Source organism: Pilimelia anulata, assembly GCF_014647895.1.
In the GTDB taxonomy this organism is placed as follows: Bacteria; Actinomycetota; Actinomycetes; order Mycobacteriales; family Micromonosporaceae; genus Pilimelia; species Pilimelia anulata.
On record NZ_BMQB01000005.1, the window covers coordinates 365,807 to 383,517 of the forward strand.

Sequence of the window (17,711 nt, forward strand, 5' to 3'; positions counted from 1 at the left end):
CGGGCCGCCCGCGCGGGCGGCCCGGCGGCGACGCTGCCGGCGCGGCTTCGAGCGCCGCCGGAGGATCGTTCGAGCGCCGGGCTTCCAGCGGGCGTCCACGCGGACTCGACCCGGCGCCGGGAGCCTCGGCGGCCTGAGCCAGTCGAACCGGAAGGGGCGGGACAGGTCGCCATGACACCAACCGCACGCCCGCGCCACGTGCTGCGGGAACTCCTCACCCAGCAGCTCGCCTGGTCCGCGGCCGGGCCCGGCGAGGTCGAGCACGGCACCGTGGCGGTGCCGCTGGACTACGCCGACCCGCGGGGCGAGCGGCTGACCCTCGCCCTGAGCCGGTTCCGCGCCCGCGACCCGGGCCGCCGCCGCGGCGTGCTGCTCGCCGTCAACGGCGGGCCGGGCGGGTACTTCGGACTGGGCCGGCGGTTCGCCTCGGCGCTGTCCGGCTCGCCGCTGGCCGACCGGTACGACATCATCGGCTTCGACCCGCGCGGCACCGGCGACTCCACCCCGCTGCTGGGCGAGGTGACCGGGACGGCCGCCCCGTTCGACTCCCGCCCGCCGGACGGCGACTTCGCCACGATCGCCGAGGACTTCCGCCGCCGGGAGGAGGGCAACCGCCGGGCCGGCGGCGACCGCCGCCCGCACTTCTCCACCCGCAACGTCGCCCGCGATCTGGACGTGGTCCGCCGCGCCCTCGGCGAGGAGCGGATCAACTTCCTCGGCTACACGTACGGCACGTACCTGGGCGCGGTGTACGGCAGCATGTTCCCCCGCCGCCTCGACCGCAGCGTGCTCGACTCCTGCGTGCACCCGGACTGGACCTGGCGGCAGCAGTTCATGGCGCAGGCCCGGGCCAGCCGGGCCAACGTGGACCGCTGGGCGGCCTGGGTCGCGGACCGGCACGACCGGTACGGGCTGGGCCGGGCGGCCCCGCTGGTCCGGGCGGCGGCCGACGCGGTGCTGGAGGGGCTGGTCGGCGAGCCGGACTCGCGCACCCTGCGCAGCAAGCTCGACGGCGCGCTGGGCTCCCGCTCGGCCGACCGGGCCCGCTGGGCGGACCTGGCCGAGCTGCTGCTGGACATCCGCGCGCACGGCCACCCGGCGGCCCGCAGGGGGCTGGCCGACGAGCGGGTGTGGCCGCCGGCCGACGCCGACGGCAGCGTCCGCTGCGGGGTGCTGGACGCGGTCTCGCTGGAGAAGGAGTGGCCGAGCGACCCCGAGGTGTACTTCGCCGACATGCGGCACTTCCGCGAGCACTACCCGTACGGCTACGGCGTGCACCGGGCCCAGCCGTGGGTGGGCGCGTTCCGCAGCTTCGCCGCGCCGGAGGCGCCGACCGAGCTGGTCCGCCGCCGGTACCCGGCCGGGCTGATCGTGCACGCCGACGGCGACCCGATCGACCACTACGACGGCGCCCCGGTGATGGCGCAGCGGCTCGGCCACCGGCTCGTCACCGTCACCGACTCGGGGCAGCACGAGATCTACCGGTTCGCCGGCAACGCGGCGGTGGATGCGGTGGTGGAGCGGTACCTGCTCGACGGCGTCCTGCCGGAGCGCGACCCGGCCCTGCCCGGCACCGTCGCCCGGCCGGACGTGCCGGCCGACGCGGCGGCCCGGCCGGTCGCGGAGGCCGCGCGGTGACCGGCGTGGAGGTGGAGACCGCGTTCCCGTACCACCGGCCGGCGCCGTTCACCCCGCCCGCCGAGTACGCCGCGCTGACGGCCGGCGACGGCGGCCGGGTGACCCTGGCGAACACCGGCCTGCGGGTGTGGGCGGTGACCGGCCACGACGCGGTCCGGCGGCTGCTGAGCGACCCGCGGCTGAGCGCGTCCCGGCGGCACGAGAACTTCCCGTTCTACTTCGTCGCGCCGCCGCAGGCCCGGACCGAGACGTCGTTCATCGGCTACGACCCGCCCGCGCACACCGCCTCCCGGCGCAAGGTGGCGGCGGCGTTCACCCTGCACCGGGTCCGGCTGCTGCGCCCGCGGATCGAGGCGGTCGTGGCGGCGCACCTGGACCGGCTCGCCGCGCTGACCCCGCCGGTGGACCTGCACCGGCTGTTCTCGCTGGCCATCCCGACCACGGTCATCTGCGGGATGCTCGGCGTGCCGCAGGACGACCACGACTTCCTCATCATGCACAGCTCCCACATGTTCGGCGGGCACAGCACGCCGGCCGAGCGCCGGGACGCGATCGTCGCGGTCAACGGGTACCTGGACCGCCTCGTCGCCGCCCGCGAGCGCAACCCCGGCGACGACCTGATCAGCTCGGTGCTGGACGAGTACCGCCGGGCCGGCGAGGAGCACACCCGCCGGGACGTGGTCAACATGATCCGGATGCTGATGAACGGCGGCCACGAGACCACCGCCAGCATGATCTCCCTCGGCCTGGCCTGCCTGCTGGAGAACCCGGACCAGCTCGCGCTGCTGCGGGCCGACCCGGCCGGCCTGATCGAGCCGGCCACGGAGGAGCTGCTGCGGGTGGTCAGCATCGGCGACGCCGCGGTACCCCGGGTCGCGCTGGCCGACATCCCGCTGGGCGACGGCGTGATCCGGGCCGGCGAGGGCGTGCTCTGCCTGCTGCTGGCCGCCAACCGCGATCCGCGCGCGTTCGCCGAGCCGGACCGGCTCGACATCAGCCGCGGCAGCCGCCGGCACCTGGCCTTCGGCCACGGTCCGCACCACTGCATCGGCGCCGAGCTGGCCCGGTTGGAGTTGCAGATCGCCTGGTCGGCGCTGCTGCGCCGGTTCCCGGACCTGCGCCTGGCGGCCCCGCTCAGCCGGGTGCCGCGCAAGGAGGGCGCGATCGTGTACGGCGTGTGGGAACTGCCGGTCACGTGGGGCGGTGCGGCATGACCCCGGCGCACTCGCCCGCGCCCGGCACCGCCGGCCCACCGGCCGCCGGTTCATCCGGCCCGTCGGCGTCGGCCGCCGGGTACGGGCCCGACCTGGCCGACGTGTACGACCTGGTCTACGCCGGCCGCGGCAAGGACTACGCCGCCGAGGCCGCCGAGGTCGTCGCGCTGATCCGGGCCCGCCGCCCGGCCGCCCGGTCGCTGCTGGACGTCGCCTGCGGCAGCGGCGGCCACCTCGGCCACTTCGCCGCGGCGCTCGGCGCCGCCGAGGGGCTGGAGCTGTCCGCGTACATGATCGACCGGGCCCGGCACCGGGCCCCGGACCTGCGGGTGCACCACGGGGACATGCGGGACTTCGCGCTCGGCCGCGCCTACTCGGCGGTGACCTGCATGTTCAGCTCGATCGGGTACCTGCCGTCGGCCGCCGACCTGGACGGCGCGCTGGCCGCGTTCGCCCGGCACCTGGAGCCGGGCGGGGTGATCGTGATCGAGCCCTGGTACACCCCCGACCGCTTCCTGCCCGGCTACGTCGCCAGCGACCTGGTCCGGACCGACGAGCGCACGGTGGTCCGGCTGTCCCACTCGACCCGGGACGGCGTCCACGTGCCGATCATCGCCCACTACCTGGTCGCCGACCGGGCGCACGGCGTGCACCACTTCACCGACGTGCACCCGATGACCCTGTTCACCGACGCGGAGTACCGGGCGGCGTTCGGCCGCGCGGGCTGCGCGGTGGCGTACGTCCCGTCGGACCGCTTCCCCTGCGGCCTGTACGTCGGCGTCCGCGACTGACGCCCCTGACCGGCCGGGCCCGCCGCGCGCCCGGCCGGTCAGGGGCGGTTCGCCGTGGTCCACATGTCGCGCAGGGACACCGCCAGCGGCACCCGCGGCGACCACCCCAGCAGCCGCCGGGCGAGCCCGATGTCCACCCTGGTCCACGGCCCGCCCAGCCCGAGGTTCGGCCCGGGCCGCTCGTCGACCAGCGACGCCGGGTACCCCGCGGCGGTGACGAACAGCCGGACGAACGCGCGCATGTCGACCGCCGCCCCGCTGCCCACGTTCAGGATCCGCCCGCTGGCCGCCGCGTCGGCGGCACGCACCACCGCCCCGGCGACGTCCCGGACGTCCAGGTAGTCGCGCGCGGCCGGGCTGATCCGGACCGGCATCCGCCGGCCCCCGGCCAGCGCCGCCCGGAGCAGCGCGACCAGCTTGCCGGCGAAGCTCGCCGGCGACGGGTGCGGCCCGCAGATGTTGGTCGAGCGCAGGACCAGGCCGTCCAGGTCGCCCGCGGCGAGCGCGGCCAGCACCGCGTCGGTGCCGGCGAGCTTGGTCCGGGTGTACGCCGTGCGCGGGTCCGGCGGCCGGGACTCGTGCAGGACCGTGCCGGCGGGGACCTCGCCGTACTCCAGCACCGTGCCGAGGTGGATCAGCCGGACCCGCCAGGGCAGCGCGCGGGCGGCGGCGATCACCCGGTGCACGAGGTCGACGTTGCCGCGGGCGTACTCGGCCGGCGACCGGGACCAGCCGTCGGTGGCGTTGGCGGCGTCGGTGGCGTTGACCACGGTGTCCACGCCGGACCGGCGGAGCAGCGCGCGCAGCCGGTCCGCGGGCGCCGTGCCGAGGTCCAGCGCCGCGAACTCCGCGCAGGCCAGGCCGGGCAGCGGGTGCCGGGCGACGGCGAGCACCCCGCGCCCCCGCCCGGTGAACGCCGCGCACACGTGCCGCCCGAGCCAGCCGGTCCCGCCGAGCACGGCCACCCGCCCGGCCGGCCCTGCCCCGTCCGCCGGCCGCGGCTCCCCGCCCGCCGCCCGGTCGGTCATCGGGTCCGGGGCGGGCGGCGGTGCCCGTCGGCCAGGGCGGTGACCAGCGGCACCGCGTCGACGGGGGAGCGGAGCTGCCCGAGCAGGTCGCGCGCGGCCCGGGCCCGCTGCCCGTACGCCGGCGCGTCCAGCAGCGCGGCGCACGCGTCGCGGACGGCCCCGGGCGTGACCTGCTCCGGCGGCAGCGCCCGGGCCGCGCCGAACTCCACCAGCCGGCGGATCGCGTCGTGCGGCTTGCCCCGGCCGGGGATGATCACCTGCGGCAGCCCGGCGTGCACGCAGGCCATCATCGTCCCCGGCCCGCCGTGGTGGACGACCGCGGAGCAGCCGGGCAGGACGGAGGTCAGCGACTGCCAGCCGGCGGCGAGCACGTTCGCCGGCAGCGGGCCGAGCCGGTCCACCAGGTAGTCGGCGACGGCCACCACCAGCTCCACCGGCAGCGTCGCCACCGCGCGGACCAGCTCGGCGAGCAGCGGCAGCCCGCCGATCGCCGGCTGCACCGAGCCGAGCGTGACGAGGATCCGCGGGCGGGTCGCGCGCCGCGCGCACCAGTCGGGCACGATCCCCGGCTCGCCGTACGGCACGTACCGCACCCGCTCCGCCGCCGGCGCGGCCGGCTCGCCGAGCAGCGGCGGGCAGTTGTCCAGGACGAGGTCGGGGTCGCCGATGCCGGCCAGGCCCAGCTCGGCCAGCTCCGGCGCCAGCTCGCGGGCCACCCCGTCCCGGATCGGCAGGTCGCCCGGCCCGACGGTGTGCAGCACCCAGGGGACGCCGTGCAGCGCGGCGGCGACGGCGGCGGGGGCGAAGGAGTACGACTCGGTGACGATGACGTCCGGCCCCCAGCCCCGGACCAGCTCGCTGGTGCCGGCGAGCGTCCGGGCGGCGAGCCGGCCGAACCCGGTGCCGACGCCGGCGGTCATCTCGGCGTCGGTCCGCGGTACCGCGACCGGCTGCCCGGCGCGGTCCCGGCTCATCACGTCGGCCATCTCCACCGGCCCGCTGACCGCGGCCAGCGGCAGGCCGGACTGCCGGACCGGCTCGTCGAAGCTGGCCGGCGCGCCGACCAGCACGTCGTGGCCGGCGGCGCGCAGCGCCCAGCCGAGTGGGACGAGCGGGAAGTACAACGGATGGGCTGGCCCGGTGGTCAGCAGAATCCTCATGCGCCGACCCTGCCGGCCGGGGCCGGAACGCAACTCGACTCCGGCTGGTCCCGCGCTCGGGCCGCGGCTCAGCCCCGGCGGCGGGCCGCGTCCAGTTCCAGGCAGTCGTCGTACGCCGGCAGCAGGCCGCGCTCCCGCGCCTGCGCGAGCGTCGGGGCGACCCGGTCCCGGTCGGACAGCACCGGGCCCGCGGCCGCGGGCACCGGCAGCCCGAGCGCGGGGTCGAAGGCGGACAGCGCGTGCTCGTGCCGGGCGTCGTACGAGCCGGAGAGCAGGTACGCCATCACCGTGTCGTCGGACAGCGCGACGAACGCGTGGCCGAACCCGGTCGGGAAGTACACCGCCGCGTGGCCCTCCCCGTCCAGCGCGACCGCGGCCCACCGGCCGAACGTCGGCGAGCCCACCCGCAGGTCGACGCCGACGTACCGGGCGCGGCCGCGCACGCAGTACGCGTACTGGGCCAGCCCCGGCGGCGCCGCGGTGAAGTGCAGCCCGCGGACCACGCCGCGCCGGGACCGGCTGACGCTGGCCTGCGCGACCGGGAACAGCGGGTGCCCGACGGCCGCGGCGTAGCCGGGCTCCTGGTACGGCGACGCGAAGTGGCCGCGCCGGTCGGGGAAGACGTCCGGGGTGAACGCGAACGCCCCGGCGACCGGGAGCGCGCGTGCGCGCATGGCGATCCTCTCGGTTCGGGCCGGCGGCGCCGGGAGGCCCCTCCCGACGCCGCCGGCGGCCAGCGCCGGCCGCCCGCGGCGGCCGGCCCGCTCGGCCGTCCTCCGCGGCGGCCGGGCGGCGGGCTACATGCCGGAGCCGGTCGGGCGCAGGGCCGCCCGGCCGTGGGCGGGGTTGAGCCGCTGCGGCGAGTCCAGCTCGTCGTCCGAGCGCAGGACCGCCTGTTGCAGCTCGCGCAGCCGCGCCGACGGCTCCACGCCCAGCTCGTTGTTGAGCGTGTTGCGCAGCGTCTTGAACGCCTGCAACGCCTGCCACTGCCGCCCGGACCGGTACAGCGCGACCATGTAGTACGCGCAGAGGTTCTCGTGCATCGGGTGCTGCGCGGTCAGCACGGTGAGTTCACTGAGGACGGCGTTGTGCCGGCCCAGGTGGATGTCGGCGGCGATCCGGCTCTCCAGCGCGTTGAGCCGCCCCTCCTCCAGGCGAGCCACCTCGATGCTCAGCGGCATCCCCGTCCGCACGTCGACCAGCGCCTGCCCGCGCCACTGGGTGAGCGCCATCCCGAGCAGCCGGGACGCGGCGGCGAAGTCGCCCGCCTCCATCGCCTTGTTGCCGGACCGGACCAGCTTCTCGTAGCAGCGCACGTCCACCGACTCCGGCGGGATGTCCAGGACGTACCCGTCGAACCGGGTCGCCAGGATCTCCTTGGCCTTGCCCCGGGCGCCGGGCGGCAGGGCCGAGTCGATGAGCCGGCGGACCTGCAGGATGTAGGTCTGCAACGTCGTGCGCACACTCGGTGGGGGTCGATCGCTCCATAACTCTTCGATCAATGTCGGCACGGACACAATTCGTTGTGCGTGTAGCGCGAGAAGTGCGAGAACTTGCCGCGGCTTGGCGGCGGTGGGGGTCAATGACTTGTTGTTGAGTGTGGCCTCGAACTCACCCAGAATCTTGATCTGCATCGTCCCTCATCATTGCTCGCCCCGTCGTGCGACGAAGGGCACCGGCTGCTGCAACCGCCACGCACGGACCGACGAGTTTCGCCGCGGCAGAGCAGGCGGACTACGGTTCGGTTTGCGGGCGCGTGGGTAACGAGCATGTCAGAACGCGGGACCTGACGCAATGATCCAATCCCGGCACTCAGCGTCATATACCCGGGCGCTTCCATAGGCCGATTATCTGCGTCGTGAAACACTTCGCGGTAAAGCCGTCCGTATACGACAGGTGATGCGGCGGTTACCGGCTCGCCGGCGCGGCTTGAGCGAGAATCAGTCCGCGCACGCCGCGGTGGTGGGCGGGGGTGCGGCGGGTCCGCGGCTGCGGACCGGGGCGGCCGGTGACGCGGCAATCGGCGAATAGTCAATGGACGGTGGTCGCGCAAGGTCGCTGTCATGTATCCGACAGCCACCAACAAGGTACTGAGGTACCGAATGGCTGCGACGCAGCGTCAACACGGCGCGACTCGCCGCGGCCTGCACCCGGACAAGTCAGGATTGTCGGAAAAGCGACTAGCTGCACGTGGCGAAAGGCGGGCGCCGATCCGGACCGGGAAACCGCCCGCCGGCGGCCGGGAATGTGCGGCGGCCCTGTTCGCGGCGGCGGCGCGGATGCGCGCTGGGCAGCATACTCCGACCCGCGGGAGCGGTACAGTCCGCCCCGCCGGCCGGCACACCGCCCCGAATCCGGCCCGGGGCGGCGCCGGATTCGGGGTCCGGTCAGATGACCCGCACCTCGGGCACGTACATGATCCAGCGCCCGCCGCGCTCGCGGAACTCGCGCTCATTGGCGATGATCTCGTCGGCGTGATTCCACGCGAACAGCACCGCGTAGTCCGGGAATGGGTCGCGGAATTCGGCCAGCGGCCGCACCGGGAGGTGAACACCCGGGGTCAACCGGCCCTGTTTGGCCGGCGTGGAATCGAATACCGCGTCGAGCAGCCCCGGCCCGATGCCGCAGTAGTTCGTCACCGTGGCGCTCTTGGCCGTCGCGCCGTATCCGACGACGTGCGCGCCGTCGTCGCGCAGCTTGTGCAGCAGCGTCGTGAGTTCGGCGCAGTTGTGTTTCACGTTGGCGGCGAACCGGTCGAGCGCGGCCGGTCCGGTCAGTTCCCGGCGGCGCTCATCGCCGATCAGCGCGGCGACCGCCGGGCGCGGCTGCCGGCGCCCGGCCCGGGCGAGCGTGTACCGCACTTCGCCGCCGTGCACCGGGAGCCGCTCGACGTCGACCAGCGCCAGGCCGGCGCGCTCCGCGACGGCCCGCACCGACGTCGCCGAGAACAGGTAGAAGTGCTCGTCGTAGATCTGGTCGAAGCTGCTCCGGTCGAGGACGTCGCCGAGGTACGGGTCCTCGAAGACGAAGACCCCGTCCGGCGCCAGCAGCGCGTCGACCCCGCGCAGCACCGAGTCGAGGTACGGGATGTGGCAGATCGTGTTCGCGGCGAAGATCACGTCGGCCGGGCCCTCCTCGGCCCGGACGGCCAGCGCGGTCGACTGCTCGAAGAAGTCCACCCGCACCCGCACGCCCGCGGCCGCCGCCAGGTCGGCCACCCCGCGGGACGGGTCGATCCCCAGGTGCCGGACGCCGTCGGCGGCCAGCGTCCGGAGCATGATCCCGTCGTTGCAGCCGATCTCCACGACGAACGGGTCCGGCCGCCGGCACTCCGCCTCGCGCAGCCGCCGGGCGGCCGCGGCGAAGTGCGCGCGCATCACCGCCGAGCCGGACGAGTGGTACGGGTACCCGGCGTGGAACATCCGCTCCCGCGGCACCTCCTCCAGCAACTGGACCATGCCGCACTCGCCGCAGGCGCCGACGGCCAGCCGGTAGCGGTACTCCGGGCCGGTGGCCGGCGGCGCGACGAAGGCGTCGGACAGCGGCTGCGAGCCGAAGTCGAAGAACTCCCGTACGGGGCCGCGGCAAATACGGCAAGTAGTCATGAATGTCACGGTATTGGCATTTGCTCGAACAGAGCTTGACGGCCACTGGATGCCCGACCACCGCCGGCGTCACCGCCCGCTCAGCCGGTACCGCGCCTCGGCCGTCGCCTTGTGCGGCTGCCACCACCAGTCGTTGTCCCGGTACCAGTCGACCGTCGCTGCCAGGCCCGCGCGCAGCCCCGCGTACCGCGGGCGCCAGCCCAGCTCGGCGCGGACCTTGCCGGTGTCCATCGCGTACCGCAGGTCGTGGCCCGGCCGGTCCGGCACGTGGTCGAACGCGTCCGCCGGCTGGTGCATCAGCTCCAGCAGGCAGCGCAGCAGGTCCAGGTTGCTCGACTGCACCCCCGAGCCGAGCAGGTACGCCTCGCCGATCCGGCCCCGGTCCAGGATCAGGTGCACGCCGTCGTTGTGGTCGTCCACGTGCGTCCACTCCCGCACGTTCGCCCCGGTCCCGTACAGCCGCGGCCGCCGGCCGGTCAGCACGTTGGTCACCTGCCGCGGGATGAACTTCTCCACGTGCTGGTACGGCCCGTAGTTGTTCGCCCCGTGCGAGATCGTTGCCGCCACCCCGAACGACCGGGCCCACGCCCGGACCAGCAGGTCCGCCCCGGCCTTCGTCGCCGAGTACGGGCTGGACGGGTTGTACGCCGTCCGCTCGGTGAACCGCCCGCCGCCGGCCAGCGGCAGCTCGCCGAACACCTCGTCGGTCGAGATGTGGTGCAGCCGCCGGTCGTACCGGCGCACGGCCTCCAGCAGCACGTGCGTGCCGACCACGTTCGTCCGGACGAACGGGTCCGGGTCGAGCAGCGAGTTGTCCACGTGCGACTCCGCCGCGAAGTGCACCACCACGTCCGCCTCGCGGACCAGCCGGTCGACCACCCCGTCGTCGCGGACGTCGCCGCGGACGAACCGGATGTCCGGCCGCACCGCCGCCAGGCTCGCCTCGTTGCTGGCGTAGGTGAGCGCGTCCAGCACCGTGATCTCGTACCGCGGGTGCCGGCGCAGCGTGCGATGGACGAAGTTCGCGCCGATGAAGCCGGCGCCCCCCGTGACCAGCATGCGCGTCATGCCCGCCAGGCTGGCCCGCCCCGCTCGAATTCCGGAGGGACCGGACTCGCGCCGCCCTCGGACGGGCCGCCGCCGGCCGCGGAGTAGGGGTGCCGGGCCGCTCGACCGCCCGGTTTTCTGGGGTACCCGCCGCCGCCGGGCGCGACTACGGTCGGGCCGACCCACCCCCGACGGGAGGCGAGCGATGAAGGGCATCGTGCTGGCCGGCGGCTCCGGGACGCGGCTGCACCCGGTCACGCTGTCGCTGTCCAAGCAGCTTCTGCCGGTGTACAACAAGCCCATGATCTACTATCCCCTCTCGGTCCTCATGCTGGCCGGGATCCGGGAGATCCTGATCATCTCCACCCCCCGCGACGTGCCCATGTTCGAACGGCTGCTGGGCGACGGCGCCGCCCTCGGCCTGCGCCTGACCTATGCCGAGCAGCCGGTGCCGCGGGGGCTCGCGGACGCGTTCCTGATCGGGGCCGAGCACATCGGCGGCGACCCGGTCGCGCTGATCCTCGGCGACAACATCTTCCACGGGTACGCCTTCTCCGAGCTGCTCCAGCAGCACAGCCGGAACGTCGACGGGTGCGTCCTGTTCGGCTACCCGGTCACCGACCCGCACCGGTACGGCGTGGGCGAGACCGACGCCGCCGGCCGGCTGGTCTCGATCGAGGAGAAGCCCCGGAACCCGCGCTCGAACCGGGCGATCACCGGCCTGTACTTCTACGACAACCAGGTCATCGACATCGCCAAGAACGTCCGCCCGTCCGCCCGCAACGAGATCGAGATCACCGCCGTGAACCAGGTGTACCTGGCCCGCGGCAAGGCCACGCTGGTCGACCTCGGCCGCGGGCTGGCCTGGTTGGACACCGGTACCCACGACGCGCTGCTGCAGGCCAGCCAGTACCTCCAGACGCTCGAGCACCGGCAGGGCATCCGGATCGCCTGCCTGGAGGAGATCGCGCTGCGGATGGGGTACATCGACGCCCGGGCCTGCCACGACCTCGGCGCCGCCCTCGCCCACACCGAGTACGGCCGGTACGTGATGGACGTCGCCGCCGAGTGGGCGGCCTGACCCCGCCTCGCCGCGCGCCCCCGCCGGGGCGGCTGTCAGCTCGCCCACTGCCGCGGCTCCGCCGGCAGCAGCGCGCGCAGGCCGGGGCGCGCGACGCCCAGTTTCCGGTACACCCGGGTCAGGTGCTGCTCGACCGTGCTCACGGTCACCACCAGCCGGTGCGCGATCTGCCGGTTGGTGAACCCGGCCGCGGCCAGGTCGGCCACCCGCCGCTCGGCCCGACTGAGCCCGGCGACCCGCGCCCCGGCGGCCGCGACCGGCACCGTGCCCGTGCGCTCCGGCGCCGCCGGCGCGGCGGTGACCGGGGGCGGCCGCCCGGCCGCGGCGGCCGTCCGCAGCCGCCGCTCGGCCCGGGCCACCGCCCCCGCCACCCGGTCGCGGTGCGCCGGCTCGCCGCAGCAGCCCGCGCCCCCGGAGCCGACGTTGCCCGGGTACCGCGGGGCCGTGCGGGGGTCGGCGGCGTCGAGCGCCGCGGCGGCGGCGGCGAGCAGCACGTCGGTCCGCCGGCAGCCGGGACCCGCGCCGGCCGGGCGGTGCCCCCGCGGCGGGTCGCCGGCCGCCGCGCCGTCGGGGTCCGCCACGCGGACCAGGTGCGCGGCGACCGCGGGCGCGGGCAGGCCGCGCAGGTGCAGCGCCCGGGCGATCCGGGCGTGCAGCCCGGCCCGCTCGCCGGCCGCCAGCCCGGCCAGCATCGCGGCCGCCAGCGCGGGGTCGCCGACCCGCCAGGCCGCGTCGACCAGCCCGGCGGCGAGCAGCGGCGGCAGCAGGTCGGCCAGCACCGCGGCCTCGACGCCGAGGACGTCGCCGACCAGCGCCGCCGCCGGTACGGCGACGGGGTGCCCCACCCGCAGCGCCGCCGCGGCGTGCGCCGCCCGCCGCGCCGGGCCCGCCGGCAGGCAGCGGCCGACCGCCCGGTCGAGCGCCGGGCCCGGCCCGCCGGCCCGGCCGAGCGCGTGGACGAGCCGCGGGTTGCCGCCGGTCAGCCGGTGCGCCGCCGCGGGTCGGGGGGCCGGGTACCCGCGCAGCACCGCCCGCACCCCGGCCGGGCCGAGCGGGCGCAGCGGCACCCGCACCCCGGCGAGCGCGCCCACGTACCCGGCCGGCTCGGTGGCCACGACCAGCAGCGGCGCGGCCCCCGGCCGGCACAGCAGCTCCTCGACCAGCCGCAGCGACGCGGCGTCGGCCAGGTGCACGTCGTCGACGGTGACCAGCGCCGGCCCGCCGCCGACCAGCGCGGCCAGCGCCGCGCCGGCCCGCCCCGGCACCCCCGGCTCGGCCCCGGCCGGACCGGGTGGCAGGAGGTGGCGGACGCCGCTCAGCGGGTCCGCCGCGCCCAGCGGCGACGTGCGCACCCGCAGGTGGCGGAAGCCGCGGGCGCGCAGCTCGGCCGCGAACCGGTCCAGCAGGGCCGTCTTCCCGACGCCCGCGCCGCCGGTGAGCACCGCGACCCGGCCGCCGCGCGCCGACCCGCTCAGGGCCGCGTGCAGCCCCCGCCGGGCCTCGGCCCGCTCGACCAGCGCGTGTGTGTCCACCGCCGTCAGAAGTTCCCCAGCCCGCCGCAGACGTTGAGCGCCTGGGCGGTGATGGCGTCGGCGGCCGGTGTGACCAGGTACCCGACCAGCCCGGCCACCTCGTCCGCGGTCGAGTACCGGCCGAGCGGGATCTTGGCGTTGAACTTCTTCAGCACCTCCTGCTCGGTGACGCCCCAGTGCGCGGCGTACCCCTGCCGCACCCGGACCGCCATCGGCGTCTCCACGTAGCCGGGGCAGACCGCGTTGACCGTCACCCCGCGCCCGGCCAGCTCGAACCCGACCGCCTTGGTGAAGCCGACCACGCCGTGCTTGGACGCGCAGTACGGCGCCGCGTACATGATCCCCTGCTTGCCCGCGGTCGACGCGATGTTGATGATCCGCCCCCAGTTCCCCCGGCCGATGCCGCCGGACCGCAGCACCTCCCGGGTCACCCGGAAGACCCCGTTGAGGTTCGTCTCGATCACGTCCTGCCACAGCTCGTCGGCGAGCGTCGCCGTCTCCCCGCCGCCGCTGCGGCCGGCGCTGTTGACCAGGATGTCGATCGCCCCGTACCGCTGCACCGCCGCGCCGACCGCCGCGGCCACGGCGGCGCCGGAGCGCACGTCGCAGGCGGTCCCGGCGACCTCGCCGCCGGCCGCGCGCAGCCGCTCGACCAGGGCGTCCACGTCGGCGCCGGTGCGGGCCGCGGCGAACACCGCGATGCCGCGCCCGGCGAGCAGCGCGGCCACTGCCGCCCCGATCCCGCTGCTCGCCCCCGTCACGAACGCCACCCGCTGCTGCTCCATCCGCTGCCTCCTCGAAGTCCGGCGCGCCGCCGCGCCCCCGCGCCGCATGCTCGCGGTCGCGGGTGGACGGTGGCCGGAGCGGTACTGGAAGCGCGGGGGCCGCCGCACCGGGACGCGCGGCGACCCCCGGCCCGGGGCCGGGCCTAGCCCCCGAAGGTGTCGGCGTGCTCGCGCACCCATTGGGTGAAGGTCCGTGCGGGCTTGCCGGTCACCTCCTCGACGGTGGGCAGGACGGTGTAGCCCGCCTCCGGCGGGTTGGTCCGCATCGTGAGGAAGAACTCGATGTCGCTGTCCGAGTAGCCCTCGCCCCGCCACTGCGCGACGATCTCGTCCCGGCTCAGCTCGACGTACCGGATCGGGCGGCCCAGCACCTCGGCGAGGATCGCGACCTTGCCCGGCGCGGTCAGCGCCTGCGGCCCGGTCAGCCAGTACTCCTGCCCGGCGTGCCCGTCGGCGGTCAGCGCGGTCGCGGCGACGGCGGCGATGTCCGCCTCGTGCACCATCGCGCTCCGGGCCTCGGGGAACGCCTCCCGGACCACGCCCTCATCGCGGATCGAGGCGGCCCACTCGAGCGCGTTGGACATGAACTCGACCGGTGCGAGGTGGGTCCACTGCACGCCGCTGGCCTCGACGGCCTGCTCCAGCGGGCTCTTGTCCACGTCGCCCTTGAGGATCGTCACCCGCTCGACGCCGGCCTTGGCCACCAGCTCGGCGATCTCGGCGCCGTTGGCCAGCGGCGAGAAGTCGGCGCCGTTGAAGCTGATCAGGTGTACGGCCCGGACGCCGGCGAACGCCTCGGCGAGCGTCGAGGTGTCGGTCAGGTCGCCCGCGGCCACCTCGACGCCGGCCGGCAGCCCGGCCCTGGCCGGGTTCCTGGTCAGCGCGCGTACCTGCTGCCCGGCGGCGAGCAGCAGCTCGACCAGCGGGCGGCCCACGTTGCCGGTCGCGCCGGTCACCAGGATCGTCATGGGATCTCCTTCGATCGGGCCCGGCGGCCGCCGGGCGGGGCGGGGCCGGCGCACGCCGCGCCGGCCCCGGATCACTTGCGGTTGTAGAGGCGCATCGAGAGGGTGCCGAACACGGCCAGCAGGACGGCGCAGGAGACCAGCACGTACGTCAGGCCGCCGGCGTGCACCGTCCCGGCCATCAGGCCGCGGGCGGTGGTGACGAGGTGGGTGATCGGGTTCAGCTCGACGAACGCCTGGAGCCAGCCGGGCATCGTCCGCGGCTCGACGAACACGTTGCTGAGGAAGGTCAGCGGGAAGATCACCGGCATGCTGATCCCCATCACCGACTTCTCCGACCGCAGCAGCAGGCCGAACATGATCCAGATCCAGGAGAACGCGAACGCGAACAGCACGATCAGCGCGATCGCCGCGGCCACGCCCGGCACCCCGCCGGCGGGCCGGTAGCCGAGGACCAGGCCGACGCAGGTGATGACGGTGGCGGCGAGCACGTACCGCAGCACGTCCCCGAGCAGCGCGCCGACCAGGGCCGCCGGCCGCCAGATCGGCAGCGTGCGGAACCGGTCGAAGATGCCCTTGGCGACGTCGGTGTTGATGCCCATGCCGCTGTACATGGTGATCAGCAGGACGCTGGTCACCGCGATGCCGGGCAGCAGGTACTGGAGGTACTCGGTCGTGGAGCCGGCCAGCGCGCCGCCGAACAGGTACGTGAACATCAGCGTGATGATGATCGGGAACACCGTCACGTCGAAGAGCTGCTCGGGCACGTGCTTGATCTTGAGCATGGCCCGCCAGCCGAACGCCGCCGACGCCGCGAACGCACTCGGCGGCTTCGGCCGCTGCCGCCGGTTCAGCAGCCGCCCCATGGTCTCCGGTACCGGGTCGAACGTGTCCGCACCCGCCGTCGCGCTGGTCATGCCGGCACCCCTTCCCGGACGTCGCCGCGCCGGTCGGTCAGCGCCAGGAACACCTCGTCCAGGCTCGGCTGCCCCAGCGAGAAGTCGTCCACCGTGATCCCCGCGTGCGCCAGGTCGCGCAGCGCCGCCGCCGCCCGCTCCGCGGCCGCCTCGCCGCCGGGCGCGTCCACCCGCGCGGCCAGCGCCGCCGGGTCGCCCTCGACCGGCTCGGCGCTGCCGAGCGCCTGCGTCAGCAGCTTGCTCGCCGCGTCCCGCTGGTGCGCGTCGCGCAGCCGGACGTGCACCGTGCCCGCCCCGATCGACGACTTCAGCTCGCCGGGCGTGCCCTCGGCGATGACCCGGCCGGTGTCGATGACCGCGATCCGCTCGGCGAGCCGGTCGGCCTCGTCCAGGTACTGCGTGGTCAGCAGGACCGTGGTCCGGTGCGCGACGACCGCGCGGACGATGTCCCACACCTGGTTCCGGCTGCGCGGGTCCAGGCCGGTGGTCGGCTCGTCCAGGAACAGCAGGTCCGGGGTGTTCAGGATGCTGGCGGCGATGTCCAGCCGGCGGCGCATCCCGCCCGAGTAGTTCTTCACCTGCCGGTCGGCGGCCGCGGTCAGCCCGAACGCGTCGAGCAGCTCGGCGGCCCGCTCGCCCGCGGCGGCCGACCGGTGGCCGAGCAGCCGGGACAGCAGGATCAGGTTCTCCCGGCCGGTCAGGTCGTCGTCCACCGACGAGTACTGGCCGGTCAGGCTGATCCGGCCGCGCACCGCGGCCGCCTCGCGCACGACGTCGTGGCCGAACACCCGGGCCTGCCCGCCGTCGGGGCGCAGCAGCGTGGCCAGCATCCGGACGGTGGTGGTCTTGCCCGCGCCGTTCGGGCCGAGGACCCCGTACACGGTGCCCGCGGGCACCCGCAGGTCCAGGCCGTCCACGGCCCTGGCCTTGCCGAAGACCTTGACCAGTCCGGCTGTCTCGATCGCGGGGTGGGCTGTGGAGTCGCCCATGCTCGTCTCCATTCGGCTCTCAACGGGTGTGACCCGGCGGCGGTCGGCCGCTCCGGCCACACCCATGAGGCGCCAGAACCCCGCCAGAACCCCGCTAGATCCCCCGGCGCCCCGCGCCAGCCGTTCCGCGGCGTCCGCGAATGGAACCACGACCGCGACGAGTGGTTGACGCGACAGCGGCGCCCGTGGCGTTTCGCACGGGCGCCGCTGTCACGGTGGTGCGGCAGGGTCAGGGGTCGGTGTAGATATCGTGGCGGCCGATGCGGCGCCAGCGGACCGCGGTCTGCCCGTCGAGCGGGAAGAACTCGAACGTCGCCCGGCCGTCCGGGCCGGTGAACGACCAGGTCATCTCCCAGATGCCGGACACGCTGCGCATCGGGGAGACCCGCAGCCGCGCCGGCCGGGTGAAGGTGCCCGGCGCCGCGGCGTAGTCGTCGCAGGCGGCGCTGAAGTCGGCCATCAGGGAAGCGAACCTCCGACGGTGCTCGGCCGGGAGGTTCTTGTAGTCGCGATCGAATCGGTCGGTGGTCTGGAACTTCACGACGCGTCGGCGTCGAGCTTGCGCAGGTGCGCGGCGAAGTCGTCCACCGTGTCGTGGGTGGCGGTCCTGCCGGCGGCGACCAGTGCGTCGACCTCGCGCTCCCCGGCCTGCCAGCGCTCATCCCAGAACCACGCCTCGCGGGCGGGCACGGCCACGTTGGGGCGTAGCTCCAGGACGCCGTCGGCGCGCTCGGTGATCTCGACCTGGGCGCCGGGCTTGTCGAGTCCGTACCGCTTGCGCAGCACCGCCGGGAGGGCCACCGTCCCGCGGCCCTGTACGGAGACGAAGTCGTGGAACAGTTCTGCGGCGGCCGGGGTGCCGCGGTGCGGGGGTACCGGGATCGCACTCATGCCCCCAGCGTGCGCCTGTACCGCTAAACCGTCAAGCCGCAAAGCTGCTTTACAGAAAAACGGCAACA

General features: G+C 75.3%; 17 protein-coding genes. 4 read left to right on the forward strand and 13 right to left on the reverse strand.

Going from position 1 to position 17,711, the window contains the following annotated elements:
• Positions 1–171 precede the first annotated feature (171 nt).
• The 3 genes from IEY94_RS13940 to IEY94_RS13950 are packed head-to-tail and all read left to right on the forward strand — an operon-like array spanning position 172 to position 3,643.
• Positions 172–1,638: an alpha/beta fold hydrolase gene (locus tag IEY94_RS13940; protein ID WP_189170570.1), complete on the forward strand. Its 1,467-nt coding sequence runs from the start codon at positions 172–174 to the stop codon at positions 1,636–1,638.
• Positions 1,635–2,852: a cytochrome P450 gene (locus tag IEY94_RS13945; protein WP_189170571.1), complete on the forward strand. Its 1,218-nt coding sequence runs from the start codon at positions 1,635–1,637 to the stop codon at positions 2,850–2,852. The genes IEY94_RS13940 and IEY94_RS13945 overlap by 4 nt, the downstream gene beginning before the upstream one ends.
• Entirely contained in the window at positions 2,849–3,643 is a 795-nt protein-coding gene (locus tag IEY94_RS13950) for a class I SAM-dependent methyltransferase (RefSeq protein WP_189170572.1), read from the forward strand. The genes IEY94_RS13945 and IEY94_RS13950 overlap by 4 nt, the downstream gene beginning before the upstream one ends.
• Positions 3,644–3,681: 38 nt before the next feature.
• Here the strand turns inward: IEY94_RS13950 and IEY94_RS13955 are convergent, their stop codons facing one another.
• From IEY94_RS13955 to rfbB, 6 genes are all read right to left on the reverse strand, one after another.
• Positions 3,682–4,671 carry an NAD-dependent epimerase/dehydratase family protein gene (locus IEY94_RS13955; protein ID WP_189170573.1) on the reverse strand — a complete coding sequence of 330 codons (990 nt, stop codon included), beginning with the start codon at positions 4,669–4,671 and terminating at the stop codon, positions 3,682–3,684.
• Positions 4,668–5,831 (reverse strand): nucleotide disphospho-sugar-binding domain-containing protein, encoded by a 1,164-nt coding sequence (locus IEY94_RS13960; RefSeq protein WP_189170574.1) that lies wholly within the window; start codon positions 5,829–5,831, stop codon positions 4,668–4,670. Before IEY94_RS13960 ends, IEY94_RS13955 begins: the two co-directional genes overlap by 4 nt.
• Positions 5,832–5,899: 68 nt before the next feature.
• The gene (locus IEY94_RS13965; RefSeq protein ID WP_189170575.1) at positions 5,900–6,505 is read right to left on the reverse strand and encodes a dTDP-4-dehydrorhamnose 3,5-epimerase family protein; all 606 of its coding nucleotides are present in this window, start codon (positions 6,503–6,505) and stop codon (positions 5,900–5,902) included.
• A gap of 123 nt (positions 6,506–6,628) precedes the next feature.
• Positions 6,629–7,465 carry an AfsR/SARP family transcriptional regulator gene (locus IEY94_RS13970; protein WP_189170576.1) on the reverse strand — a complete coding sequence of 279 codons (837 nt, stop codon included), beginning with the start codon at positions 7,463–7,465 and terminating at the stop codon, positions 6,629–6,631.
• A 753-nt stretch (positions 7,466–8,218) separates the two neighbouring features.
• Positions 8,219–9,436 (reverse strand): class I SAM-dependent methyltransferase, encoded by a 1,218-nt coding sequence (locus IEY94_RS13975; protein WP_189170577.1) that lies wholly within the window; start codon positions 9,434–9,436, stop codon positions 8,219–8,221.
• Between the two features lie 69 nt (positions 9,437–9,505).
• On the reverse strand, positions 9,506–10,495 hold the full coding sequence (rfbB, locus tag IEY94_RS13980) for a dTDP-glucose 4,6-dehydratase (protein ID WP_189170660.1): 990 nt from the start codon (positions 10,493–10,495) through the stop codon (positions 9,506–9,508).
• 193 nt (positions 10,496–10,688) lie between these two features.
• On the opposite strand from rfbB, the gene rfbA reads away from it, so the two are divergent.
• On the forward strand, positions 10,689–11,564 hold the full coding sequence (gene rfbA, locus IEY94_RS13985) for a glucose-1-phosphate thymidylyltransferase RfbA (protein WP_189170578.1): 876 nt from the start codon (positions 10,689–10,691) through the stop codon (positions 11,562–11,564).
• A gap of 35 nt (positions 11,565–11,599) precedes the next feature.
• Here rfbA and IEY94_RS24325 read toward each other — a convergent pair whose 3' ends face one another.
• The 7 genes from IEY94_RS24325 to IEY94_RS14020 all read right to left on the reverse strand — a co-directional run bounded on the left by IEY94_RS24325 (position 11,600) and on the right by IEY94_RS14020 (position 17,643).
• Positions 11,600–13,096, reverse strand: a complete 1,497-nt coding sequence (locus IEY94_RS24325; RefSeq protein ID WP_189170579.1) for a helix-turn-helix transcriptional regulator — start codon at positions 13,094–13,096, stop codon at positions 11,600–11,602.
• A 5-nt stretch (positions 13,097–13,101) separates the two neighbouring features.
• On the reverse strand, positions 13,102–13,881 hold the full coding sequence (locus IEY94_RS13995) for an SDR family NAD(P)-dependent oxidoreductase (RefSeq protein ID WP_189170580.1): 780 nt from the start codon (positions 13,879–13,881) through the stop codon (positions 13,102–13,104).
• Between the two features lie 143 nt (positions 13,882–14,024).
• Positions 14,025–14,849, reverse strand: coding sequence for an NmrA family NAD(P)-binding protein (locus tag IEY94_RS14000; RefSeq protein WP_189170581.1), 825 nt, complete (start codon positions 14,847–14,849; stop codon positions 14,025–14,027).
• 71 nt (positions 14,850–14,920) lie between these two features.
• Positions 14,921–15,763: an ABC transporter permease gene (locus IEY94_RS14005; protein ID WP_189170582.1), complete on the reverse strand. Its 843-nt coding sequence runs from the start codon at positions 15,761–15,763 to the stop codon at positions 14,921–14,923.
• Positions 15,760–16,752 carry an ATP-binding cassette domain-containing protein gene (locus IEY94_RS14010; protein ID WP_189170583.1) on the reverse strand — a complete coding sequence of 331 codons (993 nt, stop codon included), beginning with the start codon at positions 16,750–16,752 and terminating at the stop codon, positions 15,760–15,762. The genes IEY94_RS14005 and IEY94_RS14010 overlap by 4 nt, the downstream gene beginning before the upstream one ends.
• 229 nt (positions 16,753–16,981) lie before the next feature.
• On the reverse strand, positions 16,982–17,212 hold the full coding sequence (locus IEY94_RS14015) for a hypothetical protein (RefSeq protein ID WP_229783841.1): 231 nt from the start codon (positions 17,210–17,212) through the stop codon (positions 16,982–16,984).
• 77 nt (positions 17,213–17,289) lie between these two features.
• Positions 17,290–17,643 (reverse strand): AbrB/MazE/SpoVT family DNA-binding domain-containing protein, encoded by a 354-nt coding sequence (locus IEY94_RS14020; protein ID WP_189170585.1) that lies wholly within the window; start codon positions 17,641–17,643, stop codon positions 17,290–17,292.
• Positions 17,644–17,711: the final 68 nt, after the last annotated feature.